The sequence below is a fragment of the Caballeronia sp. DA-9 genome (assembly GCF_051615025.1).
Lineage (GTDB): Bacteria > Pseudomonadota > Gammaproteobacteria > Burkholderiales > Burkholderiaceae > Caballeronia > Caballeronia sordidicola.
In genome coordinates this window covers 428,918-446,894 of record NZ_CP195132.1, presented here as the reverse complement: position 1 = coordinate 446,894, position 17,977 = coordinate 428,918, and the positions used below count along the sequence as shown (strand labels likewise).

The following is a 17,977-nucleotide window of genomic DNA, read 5'->3' as shown; positions in this document are numbered from 1 at the left end:
CCTCATGAATGCGTCCGTCCACCAACTGCAAGACGATCCTCATGTCGGCCGCTATGAGCGTTCGACTGGGCAGAGCATCGAATGGTGGCGCGTAACGCTCTCCGACAGGCCGCAGATGTATCGGATCGAGCATGGTCGCGGCGACGCGCCGGCGAATATCGATACGGTCGTCGATCTGGAAAACTTGAAATCGAAGCTGCAAAAATGGCATCGCGAGGGATTTCTCCGTCCCGGCGACGAGGAAGCACCCGTAGCGGTTGAAGGCCGAAACGGCTTTCTGAAAGATCTCAGGCGCGCTGCATCGGCTGCAACGCCGCCCGTTTCGCCCTCGCAATCAGACGACGCCCACGTGGTGATCGGCGCGGTCGAGATACCGCTCGGCCACGCCGGCGCGCTTGTGCCGCGAATAAACCCCGCCTACTTGTTCCCCGAGCGTTTTGCCGACATCCTTCAGGACATCGTGGAAAACCGGCGCGTAATGCTGATCGGTCATACGGGTGCGGGAAAAACCAGCTTGATCGAACAAGTTGCAGCACGCTCGCAGCATGGCGTGCTGCGGGCGAACATGAACGGGCAGACGACCATCGGCGATTTCGTCGGGTTCTGGACCGTAAAAGGCGGAGAAACGCTCTGGGTGGACGGCGTGCTGCCCGCGGCCATGCGAGAAGGCCTGTGGCTCGTAGTCGATGAAATCGATTTCGCCGAACCATCGATTCTCGCCGTGCTGACCGCGGTCCTCGAACCACACGGACACTTGCTGCTCAAGGAAAAAGGCAACGAACGGGTCGCGCCGCATCCGTCGTTCCGGCTGTTCGCCACCGCGAATGCGGTAGGCGCGATGAGCGTCTACCGGCATCTGTATCAGGGCGCGAACCTGATGAACGAAGCCTTCCTCGACCGCTGGCGCGTGTATCTGATGGATTATTTGTCGCCGCAGGAGGAAGCCGAGGTGCTGATGCGCACGTTCGGCGCGCGGATCACGCAGCCAATGGCAAATACGCTTGCGGCGATCGCCGCTGACTGCCGCGCGGCGTTCGCGCGCGACGATCTGGCGAGCGCGTTTTCCACGCGGCGCCTGCTCGACTGGGCTGAATTGATGTTGCGTTCCGGCGATCCGGAACGCGCCGCCGGGCCGGCCATCTACGCGAAAGTGAGCGCGGAGGACGCCGCGCTGATTCGCAGCATCATCCGGCATCACATCGCGTTCGATGAATGAGCGGCTCTCGTGAGCGCCTCCCCACTCTCCCAACTCGCACCTGACACACTAAGCCGGCTTGCGCGCGTCCTGACGGGGCGCTACGGCGTGACCGTCTCGTTCGATGCCAGCGGTCCGCGCGTTGAACGTGACCGGATCGTGCTGCCCGAATCAGCGGTTCCTGATTCCTTAAACGCGGACGCCCTGACCGGCCAACTCGACCTGCTGGCGGCGCGCTGGAAGTTTTCCGCTATCGATCAGCTCGACGCCCTGCCGCCGGGTCCGGCCCGGCAACTCGCGCAAGTCATTGAGGACCGGCGTGTATGCGAGCGTTTGTTCAACGACTATCCCGGCGCGCGCGGATACATAGACACGCTGCGAAAGCAAAAAGCGCGCGCCACGCACGCTCGATGGCCCACGTTGCCTTGGCGCGACAAGCTGATCTGGTTGATCGAAGGCGCGCTGTGGGGCGAAACGCCCGCTGCCACGGAGCGCTCGCCCGTGCTCGACGCCACGCTTGGCGCCGTGAGCGACGCATTGAACCGTGCGCGCGCCAGCCGGTCGACGCGCGAAAGCATCGAAAATGCGCAGGCGCTGGTCAAGCGAATAAGGTCCCTCGGCGCGGGCGGCGTCAATACCATGATGTTCACCGCCGACGCCGACGAGACCCTCGACGCTGAACGCGTGCACGGCGATCAGGACGCTGTATTGGAAAACGCACAGGAAACGCAGGACGCAGCGACGGCCGATGCAGCCCTTGCGTCCCAAACACCCTCCGATGCCACCGCCCAGCCGTCCGAAGCCCGATCACCCGCCGCGGCTATTTCGTTCGACATGGTCGACGGCCGCCCGCGCCTCTCGATCCCACTGACGACCGCATTCGATATCGTCACGGACCTGACGGGCCGAGGCGATCCCGCCGCGTGGCGAAACCTTTGCGCGCTCGCGCGCGCGGAAACAGCGCCGCTGACCGCGCGTCTGGAGCGCGCGCTCAAGGCCGACGAACAAACGCACTGGAAACGGGATCAGGAGCGCGGCGAGATCGACCGGCCGGCGCTGGTGAAGCTCGTAGTGTCGCCGGGGTATCGAACGCCGTTTCGCGTCAAACGCACAACCGAGGGCCGTGACGCTGCCGTGACCGTGCTGATCGATCGCAGCGGTTCGATGGCCGGTAAGAAAATGGACCTGGCTCGCCTGTGCGCGGCGGCGCTGTGCGATGCGCTGATACAGTTGTCCTTCAAATGCGAAGTGCTCGGATATAGCTCGGTTGAATCGCCGGAGATGCGCGCGCTTTATGAGCAAATGCTCGCCGATGGCGCTGACTTGCGCCGATACAACCGCAAGCTGGAACGACTCCACCTGCAGGTCTACAAGCGCTTTGGGTCCAACAATGCCGTGGGTTTGAGCGAGATCGAGTGCGGTCACGAGAATCCCGACGGCGAAGCGCTGGTCTGGGCGGCCAGCCGGCTCCTCGCGCAACGCGCCAATCGCCGCATTCTGATGGTTCTATCCGACGGTTATCCCGCCACTGGTGATGGCCATCCAGTCATCTTGCGGACTGACTTGCGGGCGCGTATCGAAGAAATTGCGGCGTCGGGCGTCGAACTCATGGGCATCGGCTTGCTGGATGACGCCGTAGAAAAGTTTTATGCGCATAACATTGTCGTGCGAAAACTCGATGAACTTCCAACAATGGCATTCACCGTTCTGAGCGACCTTCTGCTTCGAAAACGCTCGAGCGTTTAATTCCAGACCACCGCTGTGCTCACAAGTCTCAAAAATCATGATTCAATAGCTTGCTAACGAATTGTCGTCGAAATACAATGCGCGCCATGCCGACAATCGACGTCCTCCGACAATCCGTGAGCAGCGCGCTCGTGATCGCTTCGCGTCAGTGGCGGCGAACCAGCCACAGCGTGATCGCCGCCTATAACGTCTCCGAAGCCTGCGCAACGCCGCTGCTCATTGCAGCGCGGCTCGACGCGCCGGTGCGGCAGGTCGTGCTGGCGGAAATGACGGGCATAGAAGGACCATCGCTCGTGCGTCTGCTCGATCAACTATGCGCGGCGAACCTCGTACGCCGAGACGAAGACCCCGACGACCGGCGCGCCAAGATCATTTCCCTGACCGACGAAGGCCGCAGCGTCACGGCAACGATCGAAAAGGAACTGATCGGCCTGCGCGCCGGCGTGCTGGAAAACGTCAGCCGGGAAGATCTGGAAGCCACCCTGCGGGTATTCGCTGCGTTTAAACTGGGCGCGGCGGTGTCCGCGTCGCAGGCGGCAGTCCGGGCACCGTCGGCACCCGATCCGGCCAGCACCGATAAGGAAGAAGGCGTCTAGCGCATCATGACGTACCCCACTTCGCGTGACTGGCTGTTTTCGGTCAAGACCTTTATTGCCTCCATGCTGGCGCTGTATATAGGCCTCAAGCTGGAATTGCCGCGTCCTTACTGGGCAATGGCGACGGTCTATATTGTGTCGAATCCGTTCGTGGGCGCAACGCGTTCAAAGGCACTGTATCGGGCGCTCGGCACCATGATCGGCGCGTCCGCCGCCGTGCTGTTCGTGCCGCCGTTCGTGGAGTCGCCCTACATATTCAGCGCCGTTGTTGCAATCTGGACCGGCACGCTGCTGTTTCTCGCCATCTCCGACCGCACCGCGCGCAGCTACGTTTTCATGCTGGCGGGCTACACCATGCCGCTGATCGCGCTGCCGTCCGTGATGAATCCGGCCGGTATCTTCGATCTTGCCGTGTCGCGGACCGAGGAAATCGTGCTTGGCATTGTGTGCGCGAGCGTGGTCGGCAGCGCATTGTTCCCGAGTCGCCTCGCACCCGCGTTGATCGAACGCACTGACGCCTGGTTCCGCGACGCCGCGTTCTACGCGAAGGAAACGCTCTCGGGCAGGCTTTCGGGTCAAGCCATTTCGGCATGCCGGCAGCGGCTTGCATCCACGGTCAACCAGCTCGAATTCTTGCTGAGCCAGCTTGCTTACGACCACACGCGGCCCGACGTGCTGGCCCGCGCGCAGGCGCTGCGCGGCCGGATGCAGTTGCTGCTGCCGATCATGTCGGCAATCGGCGACCCGCTCGCGGCGTTGTTCGGCGGCCAGAAAACGCCGCCGGAAGGCCTGAAGCCGCTGCTTGACGATATCGTCAAGTGGTTCGATGAACCGGTCGAAACCGGCGCGGACTCGGCCCTCGCCGACGCGCACGCGGACGCCCTGCGCGCCCGCATTGCCGGCATGCAACCCAATGCGGACAGCCTGCGCACGTGGGATGGCGCGCTGCTGTCGAACACGCTGTGGCGGCTGAAACAGCTTGTCGATGTGTGGCAGGACTGCCGCTCGCTGCGCGTGATCATCGCCAATGAGCAAGGATCGTGGCGGCCGCGTTACCGTCACTGGCGGCTCGGCGGCACGCAGCAATACTTCGATCGCGGCATGTTGCTGTTCTCGGCCGGCTCCGCCATGCTTGCCATTTTCGTTTCAATGAGCATCTGGATTGCGTCGGGCTGGAACGACGGCGCGGGCGCGGTGACGCTCGCCGCCGTTGCGTGCTGCTTTTTCGCCGCGCTCGACGAACCCGCGCCGCAAGTGTTCGCGTTCTTCATCTACACGTGTCTTGCCGTCGTGCTCGCGGCGCTGTATCTCTTCGTGATCCTGCCGACCGTGCACGACTTCCCCATGCTCGTGATCATGTTCGCGGTGCCGTTCATCCTGATCGGGACGTTGATCCCGCGGCCGCAGTTCAACCTCGCGACCATGCTGACGGCTGTGAACACGGCCACATTCATCAGCATTCAGGGCACCTACGACGCCAATTTCCTGACCTTCATGAACAGCAACCTCGCGGGTCCGGCCGGGCTGCTGTTCGCGTTCGTCTGGACGCGCGTGACGCGGCCGTTCGGCGCGGAACTGGCGGCGTCGCGCCTGATCCGCTCGAGCTGGCGCGACGTGGTGCTGAGCGCGTCGACGCGTCCCGTCGATGACCAGAAGAACCTGACCGCCCGCATGATCGACCGCATGATGCAGATCGTCCCGCGCCTCGCCGCCACCGATGACCGCCGCCATCCGTCCATCGAAAGTTTTCGCGATCTGCGCATTGCGTTCAACGCGCTCGATCTGCGGCGCTTGCGGCGCAGGCTGAGCGAGGCGGAACTGGCGTCGGTGGACGGCGTGCTCGAAGGCGTGCGCGCTTATTTCCAGCAGAACGTCGAGCGAGGATCGCGGCAGCCCGTGCCGGCAAGCCTGGAAGTGGCAATCGATACCGCGCTGACCCGCATCACGCGCCGTGGCGGCGCGGTGCAGGCGGAAGCCGACGCCGCGCAAGGTCAGCCGGGCCAGGTTTCGCCGCCGGGGCGTCAGGTCCGCGACGCGTTGCATGCGCTCGTCGGGATGCGTCTTTCGCTGTTTCCGGACACGGTCGCGTCCGCGTTGCCGCCCGAACCGGAGCCCGCATGACGCGCCGTTTATCTATCTCCTCACGAAGCATCCCGCGATGATCGGCGAAATCGATATCTACGGCGTTTTCCTGCCGGCCGTGCTGATCCTGATGCTGGTCTCGTACCTGCTGTGCCTCGTGCTCACACGCGTATTCGCGCGCGTGGGCCTGTACCGTTTCGTCTGGCATCGTTCCATCTTCGACCTCGCGATCTATGTGATCGTGCTCGGCGTCGTCGTCATTGTTTCGCATCGGCTATTACCGTGAAAAAAACCTGGTTCTCCATTGGACAGATCCTCTTTACGCTCGTCGTCGTGGCAATCGCCGCGTTCGTGCTGTGGCGGCTCGTGGCGTATTACATGTTCGCGCCGTGGACGCGCGACGGCCACGTGCGCGCCGACGTCGTGCAGGTGGCGCCGGACGTGGGCGGCCTGATCGTGGACGTGAAAGTGGTCGATAACCAGCCGGTGAAAGCGGGCCAGGTGCTGTTTGTCATCGATCAGGCGCGTTACGCGCTGACCTTGCGCCAGGCGCAGGCGACCGCATTGCAGCGCCGCGCGACGCTCGATCAGGCGCGCCGCGAAGACGCGCGCAACCGCACGCTCGGCGACCTCGTCGCGCGCGAAATCACGGAGGAAAGCCGTTCGCGCGTACAGCAAGCCGAAGCGGCGCTGGCGGACGCGGAAGTCGCTATCGATACTGCCCGCCTCAATCTGCAGCGCACCACGATCGTGAGTCCCGTCGACGGTTATCTCAACGACCGCGCGCCGCGTACCGGCGAATTCGTGACGGCGGGACGCTCGGTGCTCTCGGTGGTGGATCTGCATTCGTTCCGCGTGGATGGATACTTCGAGGAGACGAAGCTGCGCGGTATCGACATTGGCCAGCCGGTGGATATCAAGGTGATGGGCGAGCCCGCCATTTTGCGCGGGCATGTGCAGAGCATCGTGGCGGGGATCGAGGATCGCGATCGCGTGCAGGGGTCGAACCTGCTTCCGAACGTGAATCCGGCGTTCAGTTGGGTGCGGCTTGCGCAACGCATTCCCGTGCGCATCGCGCTGGATGACGTGCCGGCGGATTTCCGCATGATCGCGGGACGTACGGCGACGGTATCGGTGCGCGACCTGTCGCCGGGGCGTGGTGCGCCTGTGGCGGCTCGTGGCGCTTCATCGGCTTCGGCTGCGTCCGCGCCTTCGACCGCCAGCGGCGTGGTTCCCGTTACCACGGGCGCAGCAGCTTCTGTCCCGACGGCAAGCAAATGAAGATGACGCGCGCCCTCGCCCTGACGCCGTTCGTGCTCGCGCTCGCGGCGTGTTTTACGGTCGGCCCCGATTATTCAGTGCCCAAAACCGCCGCCGTCAACGCGCCGTATGCGAACGCGCCGCTCGACGGAGCGCAAGGCCAGCCGACGGTAACAACGGCAGACGTGCCCGCGCACTGGTGGCGTCTCTACGATGACCCCGTCCTCGATGACCTCGTGCAGCAAGCCATGGCGTCGAATACGGATTTGCGCGTGGCGGCAGCGAACCTCGGGCGCTCGCGCGCGGCGCTGAGCGTTGCGCAAGCGCAGGGCGGCTTTTCCGGCGGCACGTCGGCGGCGTTCAAGCGCGCGCAGGAATCCGCCGAACAGTACCTGCTCTTCGAAAAGGTTCCGGTCGCGAACGAAGGCGATATCGGCATCAACATTTCGTACGAACTCGATCTTTTCGGCACGCTGCGCCGAGGGGTGGAAGCAGCAGCAGCCGATAGCGACGCAACCCAGGCCGCCGCCGATCTCGCGCGGATCACAGTCGTGGCCGACGTGGTGCGCGCCTATGTGCAGAACTGCTCGGCCGCGGAAGAACTCGTGATCGCGCAGCGATCGCTGGCGTTGCAGCGGCAGCGGGTATCGGTTTCGCGCAGGTTGCAGCAGGCGGGACGCGGCAACGCGCCGGATGTGACCGCTGGCCAGACGCAGGTCGCCACGCTCAGCGCGAATATCCCCGTGTACACCGCGCGCCGCAAGATCGCGCAGTATCAACTCGCGGCGCTGCTCGCACGCTCGCCCGAAGATTTACCCAAAGCCGTGTTCGCGTGCAACAAGACGCCAACGATCGCCCAGCCGCTGCCCGTTGGCGACGGCGCTGCGCTGCTGCGCCGCCGTCCCGACGTGCGGCAGGCCGAGCGCAGGCTGGCGGCGTCGACGGCGCGCATTGGCGTGGCGACGGGCGCGCTGTATCCCACGGTGAGCATTGGCGCGTCGGCCGGACTGACCGGCGTGCTGGAAGACCTCGGCACGCAGCCCACCGCGCGATGGGGCTTCGGGCCGCTCATCAGCTGGACCTTCCCGGTGAATGGTGCACGCGGCCGGATTCACGAGGCGCAATATGGCGCCGACGCAGCGCTCGCCCAATTCGATGGCGTCGTGCTCAAGGCGCTGCGCGAGACGCAGTCGAGTCTGGCGGCTTATTCCGCCGACTACGCCCGCGCCGACGCCTTGCGCGCCGCGCAGAAATCCGCCGCCGAATCCGCCGACCAGACGCACCGGTTCTTCCTGGCCGGCCGCGAATCGTTTATTGCGGATCTGGATGCAACGCGCGTGCTGACATCGACCAATGCGCAGTTATCGGCGGCCGAGGGACAAGTTGCCATCGATCAGGTCAATTTGTTCCTCGCGCTCGGCGGAGGATGGGAAGTGACGCCGGCCTCAGGCTCCATGCCCCCGGCACAGGCAAGCAGCGTCAAGGCGCCGGCCGACTGAGCCGCGCACTTGCGTGTAACTCGCGAGTAACTTGCGTGTAACCTGAGCGTTCCCTGACACAGACGTTCGACCATGCGACGCATTCCCCAGCAAGAACGCGCCGAAAAGCGCATGCAAGACGTGCTCGCGGCCGCGGGCGCGGTCATTGCCGAACGCGGCCTCGAAGCCGCCACCATGACAGAAATCGCGGCGCGCGCGGGTGCATCGATTGGCGCGGTCTACCAATATTTCCCGAACAAGGACGCGCTCGCCATTGCGCTGCGCACCGAATACGGCGCGCTCATGGACGAACGCTGGAGCGCGCTCGCCGAACACGCGCGCACCGCCAGCACAGCCGAACTTTCGGAACGGCTGGTCGACCTGATCGCGGGGTTTATTGGCGATCATCCGGCGTACCTGGCGTTATCGGCTGCGTCCACGCCCACCAAACGCAGCGAAGACGATCGCAGCCGCCTGCGGCAACGCTTCGCTGAATTGTTCGTGGATCGCCGGGAAAGCCTGACGGCCGCCGACGCGCTGCGCATCGCGCACGTGCTGCTGCAAATCGTGAAAGGGCTGCCTGGGCTCTACGTGGCCGCGAAGCCACGGGAGCGCCGTCTTCTCGTCGATGAATACAAGATCGCCGTGACCGCGTATCTCACCGCGCGCCTGAACTAGCGGCATGCAGGTTGCTGCGCAATCAGGCGTATGCTCGCGTTGCAAATCGCTGAAACGCTGAACAGCCACCTTTAGTCAGCGCGCTTTCCGGCTGTACTGGAACCCGTATCACCCGTTTCTCGCGCGCGCTTCTAACTCCGGGCTCATGAAAACTTTCCATTGCAACCACTGCAATCAGTTGGTGTTCTTCGAGAACTTCCGCTGCGAACGCTGCGAGTCCTTGCTCGGCTTCATTCCCGAACTCGCCGAGATCAGCGCGTTCGAAGACGCCGGCAACGGCCTTTGGCGCAGCCGCCATCCCGAGCGGGACAATGCGGGCCTCTACAAGCCGTGCCACAACTATGCGGTAGAGAAAGTGTGCAACTGGATGGTGCCGGCCGATTCCGGCGATCCTCTTTGCCACGCGTGCCGTCTCACGCACACCATTCCGAACCTTGGCGTGCCGAACCGGCGCTATTACTGGTTTCGCCTTGAAGCGGCAAAGCGGCGCCTGCTCTACACGCTTGGCGCGCTCGGGCTTCGCGTGGATTCGCGGCAGGACAATCCAAAGACCGGGCTGCAGTTCGAATTCATGGAGGACGGCCGCGGCAAGCGCGTGCTGACGGGCCACGACAATGGCCTGATCACGATGAACATAGCCGAAGCCGACGATGCCCAGCGCGAACGCGCGCGCCTCGCCATGGGCGAACCCTACAGGACCTTGCTCGGGCATTTCCGGCACGAGATCGGCCATTATTATTTCGATCAGTTGATCGCGGATACGCCGTGGATTTCAAGCTTCCGTGATCTTTTCGGCGACGAACGCGCGAGCTACAGCGAAGCGCTCGCGCGGCACTACAAGGAAGGTCCGCCATCGGACTGGAACAAGTCGTTCGTGAGCGGCTACGCGACCACGCATGCCTGGGAGGACTGGGCGGAGACGTGGGCGCACTACCTGCACATCTTCGATACCATCGATACCGCCCGCGCCTGCGGCGTGGCGCTCGCGCCGCTGAACGCGCTCGATCCCACGCTCGTTGCACAGCCGGCCAACGGCGAAGCCACGTTCGATAACCTGATGCACCAGTGGTTTCCACTCACCTACGCGTTGAACAGTCTGAACCGCAGCCTGGGCATGCCCGACGCCTACCCGTTCGCGCTTGCTCCGCCCGTGGTGGAAAAACTGCGCTTCGTGCATCGCGTGATCGCGGCGGCCGGGCATGTCCAGCAATAGCCGCCCGCTTTCTATGCAACGGCTTTGAGGGTTGCAGGACTTGCATCGGATGCGGCGGGTTGCGCGCCGTGCAACGATACCTTCGATGTCTCCGGCAGCATCATTCCGCCAATCAGGCCCATCACCGAGATCACGATCAGATACAGCGCCGGCGACATGTTGTTGCCAGTCGTCGTGATGAGCCAGGTCGCCACGAGCGGCGCGGTGCCGCCGAAAATGGTGTAAGCGAGGTTGTAGGTAATGGCAGAAGCGGTGTAGCGCGTGCGTGTTGGAAATATTTCGGACAACAAAGGTGCGGTCACCACGCCTGACAACACTGCGCCGACTGCCAGCATGCCCACGCCCAGCACCGACGGCAAAAACTGCCCCGAACTGCCAAGCGAAAACGACGGATACACAGTCGCGATCAGGATAACGCACGTTGTCAGCACCGTTTTCCGGCGTCCTGCGAAGTCCGAATACAAGCCCGCGAGCGGGCACAGCGCCGCGGCAAAAAACAATGCGATCACGGTAATCAGCAGCGAGGTCGCGCGATTCAGATGGCCGGCGACTTGCAGATACGTCGCAAAGTACGTGGTGAACATGTAGAACGACAGCGCCGTCACGGAGATAAATGCGCCCAGCTTCAGGATGCCCGCGGCCTGCGTGCGCAGCGTATCGCGTAGCGGCGCATGCGCGACGGCGTGTTCGCCTTCGAGCGCGCGAAACGCCGGCGTTTCGTTGAGATTCATCCGCAGATACAGCCCGATCAGGCCGATCGGCGCGGCCGCGAGGAATGGCACGCGCCAGCCCCAGGCGCTCATGGCGTCGGCGGAAAGCGAGGCATCGAGCGCATAGGCCACGACCGCGGCGACCGCAAATGACGAAAACGTCGATACCGGCACGAAACTGCCATAACGCGCGCGCTTGTGTTGCGGCGCGTGTTCCATCACGTAGGCGCACGCGCCCGCATATTCGCCGCCAGCGGAAAAGCCCTGCACGCAGCGGATGATCGTCAGGAGCAGCGGTGCAAAGGCGCCGATCGCGGCATACGTCGGCAATAAACCGATCAATGTGGTCGCGCCGGCCATCATCAAGATGGTCAACGCGAGCGTGCGCTTGCGTCCGATCCGGTCGCCGATCACGCCGAACACGATCCCGCCCAGCGGCCTGAATGCAAACGCCACGGCAAACACGGCGAAGGTCTTGAGCAGCCCGACCGCCGGATCTCCGCTCGGGAAAAACTCGCGCGTGAGGATGGTCGCGAGAAAGCCATACGCGGCGAAGTCGAACCACTCGACAAAGTTGCCAATCGACGCCGCGAGGATCACCCGGCGCAACGTTTTCAGATCGACTTCAGGAGGCGGCGCTTCCAACGTTCTCGACATTCGATGACTCCCGGAAAAGGATTGGCGAACCGGCAGGCTATGCGAGCTGGATCGGTTTTATCGAGTAGATGCGACCATAAACCCGGCTCCTAGAACAATCGCGTCATGGTGCTAGGACCCAGGCGACACAAGTGCGAATGCCGCCATGCGCGCAACGCTGTCATCCGCCCGCAAACTTCGCAAAATCTGCGCGGCTTGAGCGTGCGCCAGTCATCGTTACCGGACAGCTTTCGCGTTCATGGCAGGTATGCCTACTGCTGAAGAAGCATTGCGCCGCCAGTCGGCGGACCCCTCATATCAAGGAGCACTCATGAAAGCACTCGTGTACGAAGGTCCCCGCAAGGTGACAGTGAAGGAAATGCCGGACGCAAAGATCGAACGCCCAACAGACGTGCTCGTCAAGATCACGACGACCAACATTTGCGGCTCCGACCTGCATATGTACGAAGGCCGTACCAACATGGAAACGAACCGCATCTTTGGCCACGAGAACCTGGGCGTGGTCGTGGAAGTCGGCTCGGGCGTGGAGCGCATCAAGAAAGGCGATCGCGTGTGTTTGCCGTTCAATATCGGCTGTGGATTCTGCAAGAACTGCGAGAAGGGCTTGACGGGTTTCTGCCTCACGGCGAACCCCGGCATGGCGGGCGCGGCATATGGTTTCGCGGGCATGGGACCGTATGAAGGCGGACAGGCCGAATACCTGCGCGTACCGTTCGGCGATTTCAATTGCCTGTTGTTGCCGCCAGATGCCGAAGAGAAGGAAAACGATTACGTGATGCTGTCGGACATTTTTCCCACGGGTTATCACGCAACCGTGCTCGCCGGCGTGGAAGCCGGCGACAGCGTGGTGATCTACGGCGCGGGTCCGGTAGGCCTGATGGCCGCAATGTCAGCCAACATCAAGGGCGCGAGCAAGGTGATGGTCGTCGACTCGCATCCCGACCGGCTGAAGCTGGCGGAAAAAATCGGCGCGATTCCCATCGATGACAGCGACGGTTCCGCCGTCGACCAGATCCTGGAAATGACCGGTGGCGAAGGCGCCGACCGCGGCTGCGAATGCGTGGGCTACCAATGCAGTTGCAAGGGCCACGAAGTCCCGAACCTGACGATGAACAATCTGGTGAAATCGGTACGCGCGACGGGTGGCATCGGCGTAGTGGGCGTATTCATAGCGGAGGATCCGCAATCGCCCGACGAACTCATGAAAAAGGGGCAACTCGCGTTCGACTTCGGTTCGATGTGGATGAAAGGCCAGCACATAGCAACGGGGCAGGCCAACGTCAAGGCGTACAACCGCAAGCTGCGCGACCTGATCGCCGCCGATAAGGCAAAACCGTCGCTGATCATCTCGCACGAATTGCCGCTCGACAAAGCGCCCGAAGGCTACAAGCATTTCGATGCCCGCGACGACGGCTGGACCAAGGTCGTGCTGAAGCCGGCTGCATGAGGCGTTGACAATCTGCTGACAGGGAACGGAGCGTCGAAAGACCGGCGCTTCGTCAGCCTTTCTTGAGTCCAGAATACTTGAACGTTCCCTGCGCGCTCGCGATCAGGATCTTGTCGTCCACCCACGCTTCGCCGCGCGCGAAGTAAATGCTGCGGCCCCGTCTTTCTATGAAACCCTTCGCCGTCACGCTTTCGCCGAGCCCCGTGTCCAGATAATTGACCGTCAGCGATAATGTAAAGCCGTGAATCGCCGGCTCGCCTTCGGGTGCATACACGCCGGCATAACCGCAGGCGGCATCGAGCAGCGTTGCCACGGCTCCGCCTTGCAGCACGCCGCGCCGGTTCAGATGCTTGGCCTGGATCGGCATGCGAAACTCGGCATAGCCGTCTTCCCAGGCAACGTGGCGAGCATCGAGGTATTCGAGAAACGGATTATCGAGGACGAAATCGGACATCGGCAAGACTCCTGTATCGGGCAGCAATGAGTATGTGAAGCGTTATGCCCAGACTTTGCCATGAACCCCGTTCAGCCGCCCGCCCGACCACAGACATTTGCATGCAAGGGAGTTTGTTATGGCAATCATCGATCACATGGATCATCTGGTTCTTACCTGCATTGACGAAGCGGCGACCCGTCACTTCTACACCAGCGTCCTCGGAATGAAATTCGAAACCTTCGGCGAAGGGCGCAGCGCATTTCAATTCGGCAATCAGAAAATCAACTTGCATGTGCGCGGCAAGGAGTTCGAGCCCAAGGCGCATTTGCCGGTTTCTGGCGCGCTCGATTTGTGTTTTATCGCGGCTATTCCTCTGGACAATGTGATTGCGCATTTGAAGCAATGCAACTGGCCGATTATTGAAGGCCCGGTCGAGCGGACTGGCGCGACGCAGAAAATTCGCTCGGTTTATATTCGCGATCCCGATTTGAATTTGATCGAGATTTCCGAACCGATCTAGCCTGAATTTTCAATTCAGCAGACAAATTCCGACAACCCGCTTGCAAGCTGCCAGCGGCCCCCTAGGGGCGGTAATGAAAACATGCGCCATGTTTTTCGTCCTATATGGATCAGCCTGGACCTGACCACTACGTGCCGCGCGCGATAAACACGATAAAAGCGGCAATCGCAGGGAATAAATCTTCATGCGAAGGAGTTTGAATGACGATAGCCTTTGCGTCATTGAATCAATGACACGAAGCCGTCATCGGCCGAACGCTAAAAAGTCCCTGCATTACGAGGTTTTCATAGGACGCGTGCTCCGCTAAAGTAGCCGGTCACGTTTTTAATGAGTGAGCGAATCATGGACGTACCGGAGCGCACCGCCGAAATCGCCACGCCAACGCCGTCACAACTCGTTTCGGCATCCGCACGCGACGCAGGCCTGAGCCTCATCCGCAATCTGTCGGTTCCCAAGGCATTCCCCGACGCATCACTGGAAGCACAGTTCCTCGAGGACCACAGCCGCCGCTTTTGCGCATTCCGGCGTGCGTCGGCGCTGCTTGCGTTGACCGTATGGATCTGCTTTCTTTGGTACGACTTCAATTTCGGCCGCGTGAGCACCGCGCTCGAGCCCGTATTCATGGAGATCATGGCATTGCGGGTAGCGGGCATTGTGTGGCTTGTATTCGTGATGAGCCTCGCCCTCAGGGGCTCGTTTGCAACCCATGCCGCATCCCAGCGGGTGATTCTCATGGGCGTTTACGGTTGCAATCTGCTGCTGCTCCTGCTGGTCGCCATATCGCCCCGGCCCTTCAACTACACATGGTATTTCGTCGGCCTTTATCTGGTCTTTTTCTTCCAGTTCGGTTTCTTTTATCTGAAGTCGATGGTGGCCCTGAGCGCCGCCGTGGTCACGTTTTCAAGCATCGTCCTGCTTCAGCTCACCATTCGCATTCTCTCGCCCGAAGACTTCTACATGGGCATGTTCTATCTGTTTAACGTGGTCGTGATCGGGCATGGCGTGTGTGTTCATGCGGAGCGCGTATCGCGGGAACGGTTCGCGGCCGAACGCGCACTCGGCGTGCTCAACAACGAGCTCCTCACCGCCAACGTTCAGCTTGAGCGCAAGAACCTGGATTTGCTGGCGTCGAAGAAAGATCAGGACACGAAAACCCGCGCGCTGATCTCCCTCAAGGAGCAGCAAACGTTGGCGGCGGAAACGGCCAGCCGGGAAAAGTCCAATTTCCTCGCCGCCGCCACGCACGACCTGCGGCAGCCCATGCACGCACTCAACCTGTTCCTGCAGGCCGCCGCCGAAGCGCTGCGTCATGACGACGTGACCGAAGCCGCGCGGCTTATCGATGAATCGGGTCGCTCGTCCGTGATCCTCGCGCGCTTTTTGAACGCCGTGCTGGACCTGTCGAGGCTCGAATCGGGCCGCGTGGTCCCGCGCTATCACGTATTCGACCTGACGCTCGCCGTGTCCGAAGTCGCCGAGCAGTTGCGCCCGCTTGCCGCCATGCACGGCGTGGAGCTGCGCCTGCGCATGCCCCGCACGCCTGTCTACGTTCGCAGCGACGCGCACTGGCTAGGCCGCGCGATCGCGAATCTGGTATCGAACGGGATTCGTTACGCCGATGCCAGCAAGAACATCTTGCCCGTGGTCATTGTGGGCGTGGTGCGTTCGGCGACGCGCACGCGCATCGACGTGGTCGATAACGGCATTGGCATTGCCTCCGAACATTGGGACGCGATCTTCCAGCCGTTCTTCCAGGTCGGCAACGCGGAACAGGACAATGATCGCGGCCTGGGGCTCGGACTGTCGATTGTGAACGCGGTGGTCTCCATGCTGGAGGAGCACCGGATCGAGCTGAAATCGACGGAAGGCCGCGGCTCGCGGTTCTCGCTGGAAATGCCGATCTGTGGGTCGCCACTTGGCGACACTGCTCCGCGCGCGCGCGGCGACACCGCGGATTATCTCGAAGTGCCGCTCGAAGGCCTGTATGTGGTGCTGGTCGAGGATGACAGCCTCGTGCGAGCATCGACCGAAGCGCTGCTCGTGCAGTGGGGCGTGCTGTTCGACTCCGCCAGCAGCTTCGAGGAATTCGAGCAGATATTGGGATCGATTGAACGATACCCGGACCTGATCATCACGGACTTCCGTTTGCGCGATGAAAAAACCGCCCGCGAAGTCGCGAAGCTCGGCGCGGTGACGCTTGGCCGGCGTTGTCCGTTCCTGGTGGTGACGGGCGAACCCGCGGCGACGATCGTGCCGCTTGCATGCGATCACGACGTGCTCAGCAAACCGGTCAGTCCCGCCGAACTGCGCAGGCAGATTGCGTCGCTGATATCGGGGCGGTCGTTTGCTGAAACGGCGCTGCGGTGTTGAACGGCAAGGGCAGCGTCGCGCGAGCGTCGCTTCAGTTTGATTTGTTTTGACTAAAGGGCGGGCGATATGCCCTGCCCTTCATTTTTGTGTTGGTCTCTCAGGCCTAACCCGGCTGACTGCTACCGCGCCGTTGCCGCCGCGGCTCCCATCGGCATCTCAATACCCCGGCGCGCCATTTCAACGATCAGAAACGTTCGCCGCGTCACGTGAAACCGCGCGAGGAGATCGCTGGAATACTCCTTCGCGGTGTTTTCGCTGATGTTCATCTTTCTGGCGATCGCCTTGTTCGACAAACCCTGCAGCAAGTAACGCAGCGTTTCCGTCAGGCGCGGCGGTAAATTCAACGACTCGACCGTCACGCCCGAATGTGTCGATACCGGCTTGGGGCTGTGGCCGCCTTTTCCAAGCACGCTGTTAGGCAAGTACACCCGGCCGCTCAAAATGGTCTTGAGGGCCTCGCGAAACACGCCCGCGCCCTGCTCGCTCGCCTTCGATATAAATCCGCATGCGCCGCTCCTGATGCATTCCAGCACCGTATCGCGGTCGTCTTGCGCGGACAGCATGATGGTCTGTACCTCGCGCTCCTGCTCCCCGATCCAGTTCAGCAAATCGAGGCCCGTGGAGTTCCCCCGTAATTGATAGTCGAGAAAGACGAGATCGTACGAGCCGCCGGAAAGCTTCTCCTTGGCCTGTTCGATGCCGTCGGCCTCATCGATATCGAGCAACGGTTCATTGGCAAGGATCAGGCTCTTCATGGCGCTTCGCGTGAGCCCCTCGTCCTCGACCAGCAGCACCGTCTTGAAGTTACCGTTTTCCATTGCCATTCCCATAAATCACGCTTCGATGGTACCGGGAAGGGCACCTCCCGCCACCCCTCCTTTCGCAGGGATCGGTGGGAGGGACCTCAATCCCCCCGAAAAACGCGCGCCATGCCCCTCCTCGACCGGGTTTTGCGGCAGACGCTTAAACGCGACACTGCGTCATCGACTCTGTAACACCGCCTTTACCGAACTTGACGCTGCAGCCAGCGAGAGCAGCAACGGTCAGGCGTTGCGCCCACTCACATAAAAACCACGAGGAGGACATCATGAGCAGTCGTTCAGGCACCGATGACGAAAGACACTTCGCACTCTGGAGCCGCAAGCAGGCACGCATGCCCGTTGGCTCGCCCCGGGTGCTGATTGCCCACCAGGACAAGCTGATTGGCGAATCGCTCGCCGCGTTGCTGCGGCTCACCGGATTACAGGTGATGCAGACGCAGAACCTCAAGTCGGCGCGTTCGCTGATGCAAAACTGGAAACCCCAGGCGCTGATACTGGACACGCGGCTCGACAGCGAGTCCGGTTACGCGTTTATCAGCGCACTGCGGCCCGACGCCGACATCAGCGGCCGCCTGCTGGTCGCGATCAGCAATGTCTGGCCGGCCGATCCCATCGAAACACTCAAACACGCCGGATTCGATGCTCATTGCCGCCGCCCATGCGCCACCTGGCGTCTCGCGGAAATGCTGACCACCTACTTTTCGATACCGCATCGCGGCACTTACTAGCGCACGGGCGAACGCGTCAGCAAGGAAACAGCACGACGTC

Annotated in this window: 16 protein-coding genes; 13 read left to right on the top strand and 3 right to left on the bottom strand. The window is 62.2% G+C overall.

The genetic code is table 11. The features are described 5' to 3' along the window. Window positions 1-4: 4 nt before the first annotated feature. The 9 genes from ACRWA7_RS08340 to ACRWA7_RS08300 all read left to right on the top strand — a co-directional run bounded on the left by ACRWA7_RS08340 (window position 5) and on the right by ACRWA7_RS08300 (window position 10,248). Window positions 5-1,216, top strand: coding sequence for an AAA family ATPase (locus ACRWA7_RS08340; protein ID WP_438392250.1), 1,212 nt, complete (start codon window positions 5-7; stop codon window positions 1,214-1,216). A 9-nt stretch (window positions 1,217-1,225) separates the two neighbouring features. Continuing rightward, entirely contained in the window at window positions 1,226-2,941 is a 1,716-nt protein-coding gene (locus ACRWA7_RS08335; protein WP_438392249.1) for a cobaltochelatase CobT-related protein, read from the top strand. 86 nt (window positions 2,942-3,027) lie between these two features. After that, window positions 3,028-3,537, top strand: coding sequence for a MarR family winged helix-turn-helix transcriptional regulator (locus tag ACRWA7_RS08330; RefSeq protein ID WP_438392248.1), 510 nt, complete (start codon window positions 3,028-3,030; stop codon window positions 3,535-3,537). Window positions 3,538-3,543: 6 nt separating this feature from the next. After that, entirely contained in the window at window positions 3,544-5,658 is a 2,115-nt protein-coding gene (locus tag ACRWA7_RS08325; protein WP_438392247.1) for an FUSC family protein, read from the top strand. A 37-nt stretch (window positions 5,659-5,695) separates the two neighbouring features. Further along, window positions 5,696-5,905, top strand: coding sequence for a DUF1656 domain-containing protein (locus ACRWA7_RS08320; protein ID WP_060859072.1), 210 nt, complete (start codon window positions 5,696-5,698; stop codon window positions 5,903-5,905). Beyond that, the gene (locus ACRWA7_RS08315) at window positions 5,902-6,900 is read left to right on the top strand and encodes an efflux RND transporter periplasmic adaptor subunit (protein WP_438392246.1); all 999 of its coding nucleotides are present in this window, start codon (window positions 5,902-5,904) and stop codon (window positions 6,898-6,900) included. The genes ACRWA7_RS08320 and ACRWA7_RS08315 overlap by 4 nt, the downstream gene beginning before the upstream one ends. Then, the gene (locus tag ACRWA7_RS08310; RefSeq protein WP_438392245.1) at window positions 6,897-8,378 is read left to right on the top strand and encodes an efflux transporter outer membrane subunit; all 1,482 of its coding nucleotides are present in this window, start codon (window positions 6,897-6,899) and stop codon (window positions 8,376-8,378) included. The genes ACRWA7_RS08315 and ACRWA7_RS08310 overlap by 4 nt, the downstream gene beginning before the upstream one ends. 72 nt (window positions 8,379-8,450) lie before the next feature. Further along, complete coding sequence (locus ACRWA7_RS08305) at window positions 8,451-9,035, top strand: TetR family transcriptional regulator (RefSeq protein WP_438392244.1); 585 nt, start codon at window positions 8,451-8,453, stop codon at window positions 9,033-9,035. A gap of 145 nt (window positions 9,036-9,180) precedes the next feature. Further along, a complete protein-coding gene (locus ACRWA7_RS08300) occupies window positions 9,181-10,248 on the top strand; it encodes a zinc-binding metallopeptidase family protein (protein WP_438392243.1) in 1,068 nt (355 codons plus the stop codon). An 11-nt stretch (window positions 10,249-10,259) separates the two neighbouring features. Here ACRWA7_RS08300 and ACRWA7_RS08295 read toward each other — a convergent pair whose 3' ends face one another. Further along, window positions 10,260-11,615 carry an MFS transporter gene (locus ACRWA7_RS08295; protein WP_438392242.1) on the bottom strand — a complete coding sequence of 452 codons (1,356 nt, stop codon included), beginning with the start codon at window positions 11,613-11,615 and terminating at the stop codon, window positions 10,260-10,262. Window positions 11,616-11,925: 310 nt separating this feature from the next. Here ACRWA7_RS08295 and ACRWA7_RS08290 point away from each other — a divergent pair, with 310 nt between their 5' ends. Next, complete coding sequence (locus ACRWA7_RS08290; protein WP_438392241.1) at window positions 11,926-13,062, top strand: glutathione-independent formaldehyde dehydrogenase; 1,137 nt, start codon at window positions 11,926-11,928, stop codon at window positions 13,060-13,062. A 52-nt stretch (window positions 13,063-13,114) separates the two neighbouring features. Here the strand turns inward: ACRWA7_RS08290 and ACRWA7_RS08285 are convergent, their stop codons facing one another. Beyond that, the gene (locus ACRWA7_RS08285) at window positions 13,115-13,516 is read right to left on the bottom strand and encodes a PaaI family thioesterase (RefSeq protein ID WP_438392240.1); all 402 of its coding nucleotides are present in this window, start codon (window positions 13,514-13,516) and stop codon (window positions 13,115-13,117) included. Window positions 13,517-13,634: 118 nt separating this feature from the next. Here ACRWA7_RS08285 and ACRWA7_RS08280 point away from each other — a divergent pair, with 118 nt between their 5' ends. Both ACRWA7_RS08280 and ACRWA7_RS08275 read left to right on the top strand, forming a co-directional pair. Then, complete coding sequence (locus tag ACRWA7_RS08280) at window positions 13,635-14,018, top strand: VOC family protein (protein WP_438392239.1); 384 nt, start codon at window positions 13,635-13,637, stop codon at window positions 14,016-14,018. A gap of 327 nt (window positions 14,019-14,345) precedes the next feature. Next, window positions 14,346-16,388: an ATP-binding response regulator gene (locus tag ACRWA7_RS08275; protein WP_438392238.1), complete on the top strand. Its 2,043-nt coding sequence runs from the start codon at window positions 14,346-14,348 to the stop codon at window positions 16,386-16,388. A gap of 119 nt (window positions 16,389-16,507) precedes the next feature. Here ACRWA7_RS08275 and ACRWA7_RS08270 read toward each other — a convergent pair whose 3' ends face one another. Beyond that, window positions 16,508-17,206: a response regulator transcription factor gene (locus ACRWA7_RS08270; RefSeq protein WP_060859079.1), complete on the bottom strand. Its 699-nt coding sequence runs from the start codon at window positions 17,204-17,206 to the stop codon at window positions 16,508-16,510. A gap of 269 nt (window positions 17,207-17,475) precedes the next feature. Here ACRWA7_RS08270 and ACRWA7_RS08265 point away from each other — a divergent pair, with 269 nt between their 5' ends. Further along, window positions 17,476-17,937, top strand: a complete 462-nt coding sequence (locus tag ACRWA7_RS08265) for a response regulator (protein WP_060859062.1) — start codon at window positions 17,476-17,478, stop codon at window positions 17,935-17,937. The last annotated feature ends 40 nt before the right edge of the window (window positions 17,938-17,977 follow it).

Coding starts and splice junctions, on each gene's coding strand:
- ACRWA7_RS08310 (WP_438392245.1), top strand. CDS start 6,897: ATGAAGATGACGCGCGCCCTCGCCCTGACGCCGTTCGTGCTCGCGCTC.
- ACRWA7_RS08330 (WP_438392248.1), top strand. CDS start 3,028: ATGCCGACAATCGACGTCCTCCGACAATCCGTGAGCAGCGCGCTCGTG.
- ACRWA7_RS08305 (WP_438392244.1), top strand. CDS start 8,451: ATGCGACGCATTCCCCAGCAAGAACGCGCCGAAAAGCGCATGCAAGAC.
- ACRWA7_RS08270 (WP_060859079.1), bottom strand. CDS start 17,206: ATGGAAAACGGTAACTTCAAGACGGTGCTGCTGGTCGAGGACGAGGGG.
- ACRWA7_RS08325 (WP_438392247.1), top strand. CDS start 3,544: ATGACGTACCCCACTTCGCGTGACTGGCTGTTTTCGGTCAAGACCTTT.
- ACRWA7_RS08295 (WP_438392242.1), bottom strand. CDS start 11,615: ATGTCGAGAACGTTGGAAGCGCCGCCTCCTGAAGTCGATCTGAAAACG.
- ACRWA7_RS08340 (WP_438392250.1), top strand. CDS start 5: ATGAATGCGTCCGTCCACCAACTGCAAGACGATCCTCATGTCGGCCGC.
- ACRWA7_RS08300 (WP_438392243.1), top strand. CDS start 9,181: ATGAAAACTTTCCATTGCAACCACTGCAATCAGTTGGTGTTCTTCGAG.
- ACRWA7_RS08320 (WP_060859072.1), top strand. CDS start 5,696: ATGATCGGCGAAATCGATATCTACGGCGTTTTCCTGCCGGCCGTGCTG.
- ACRWA7_RS08280 (WP_438392239.1), top strand. CDS start 13,635: ATGGCAATCATCGATCACATGGATCATCTGGTTCTTACCTGCATTGAC.
- ACRWA7_RS08290 (WP_438392241.1), top strand. CDS start 11,926: ATGAAAGCACTCGTGTACGAAGGTCCCCGCAAGGTGACAGTGAAGGAA.
- ACRWA7_RS08275 (WP_438392238.1), top strand. CDS start 14,346: ATGAGTGAGCGAATCATGGACGTACCGGAGCGCACCGCCGAAATCGCC.
- ACRWA7_RS08265 (WP_060859062.1), top strand. CDS start 17,476: ATGAGCAGTCGTTCAGGCACCGATGACGAAAGACACTTCGCACTCTGG.
- ACRWA7_RS08285 (WP_438392240.1), bottom strand. CDS start 13,516: ATGTCCGATTTCGTCCTCGATAATCCGTTTCTCGAATACCTCGATGCT.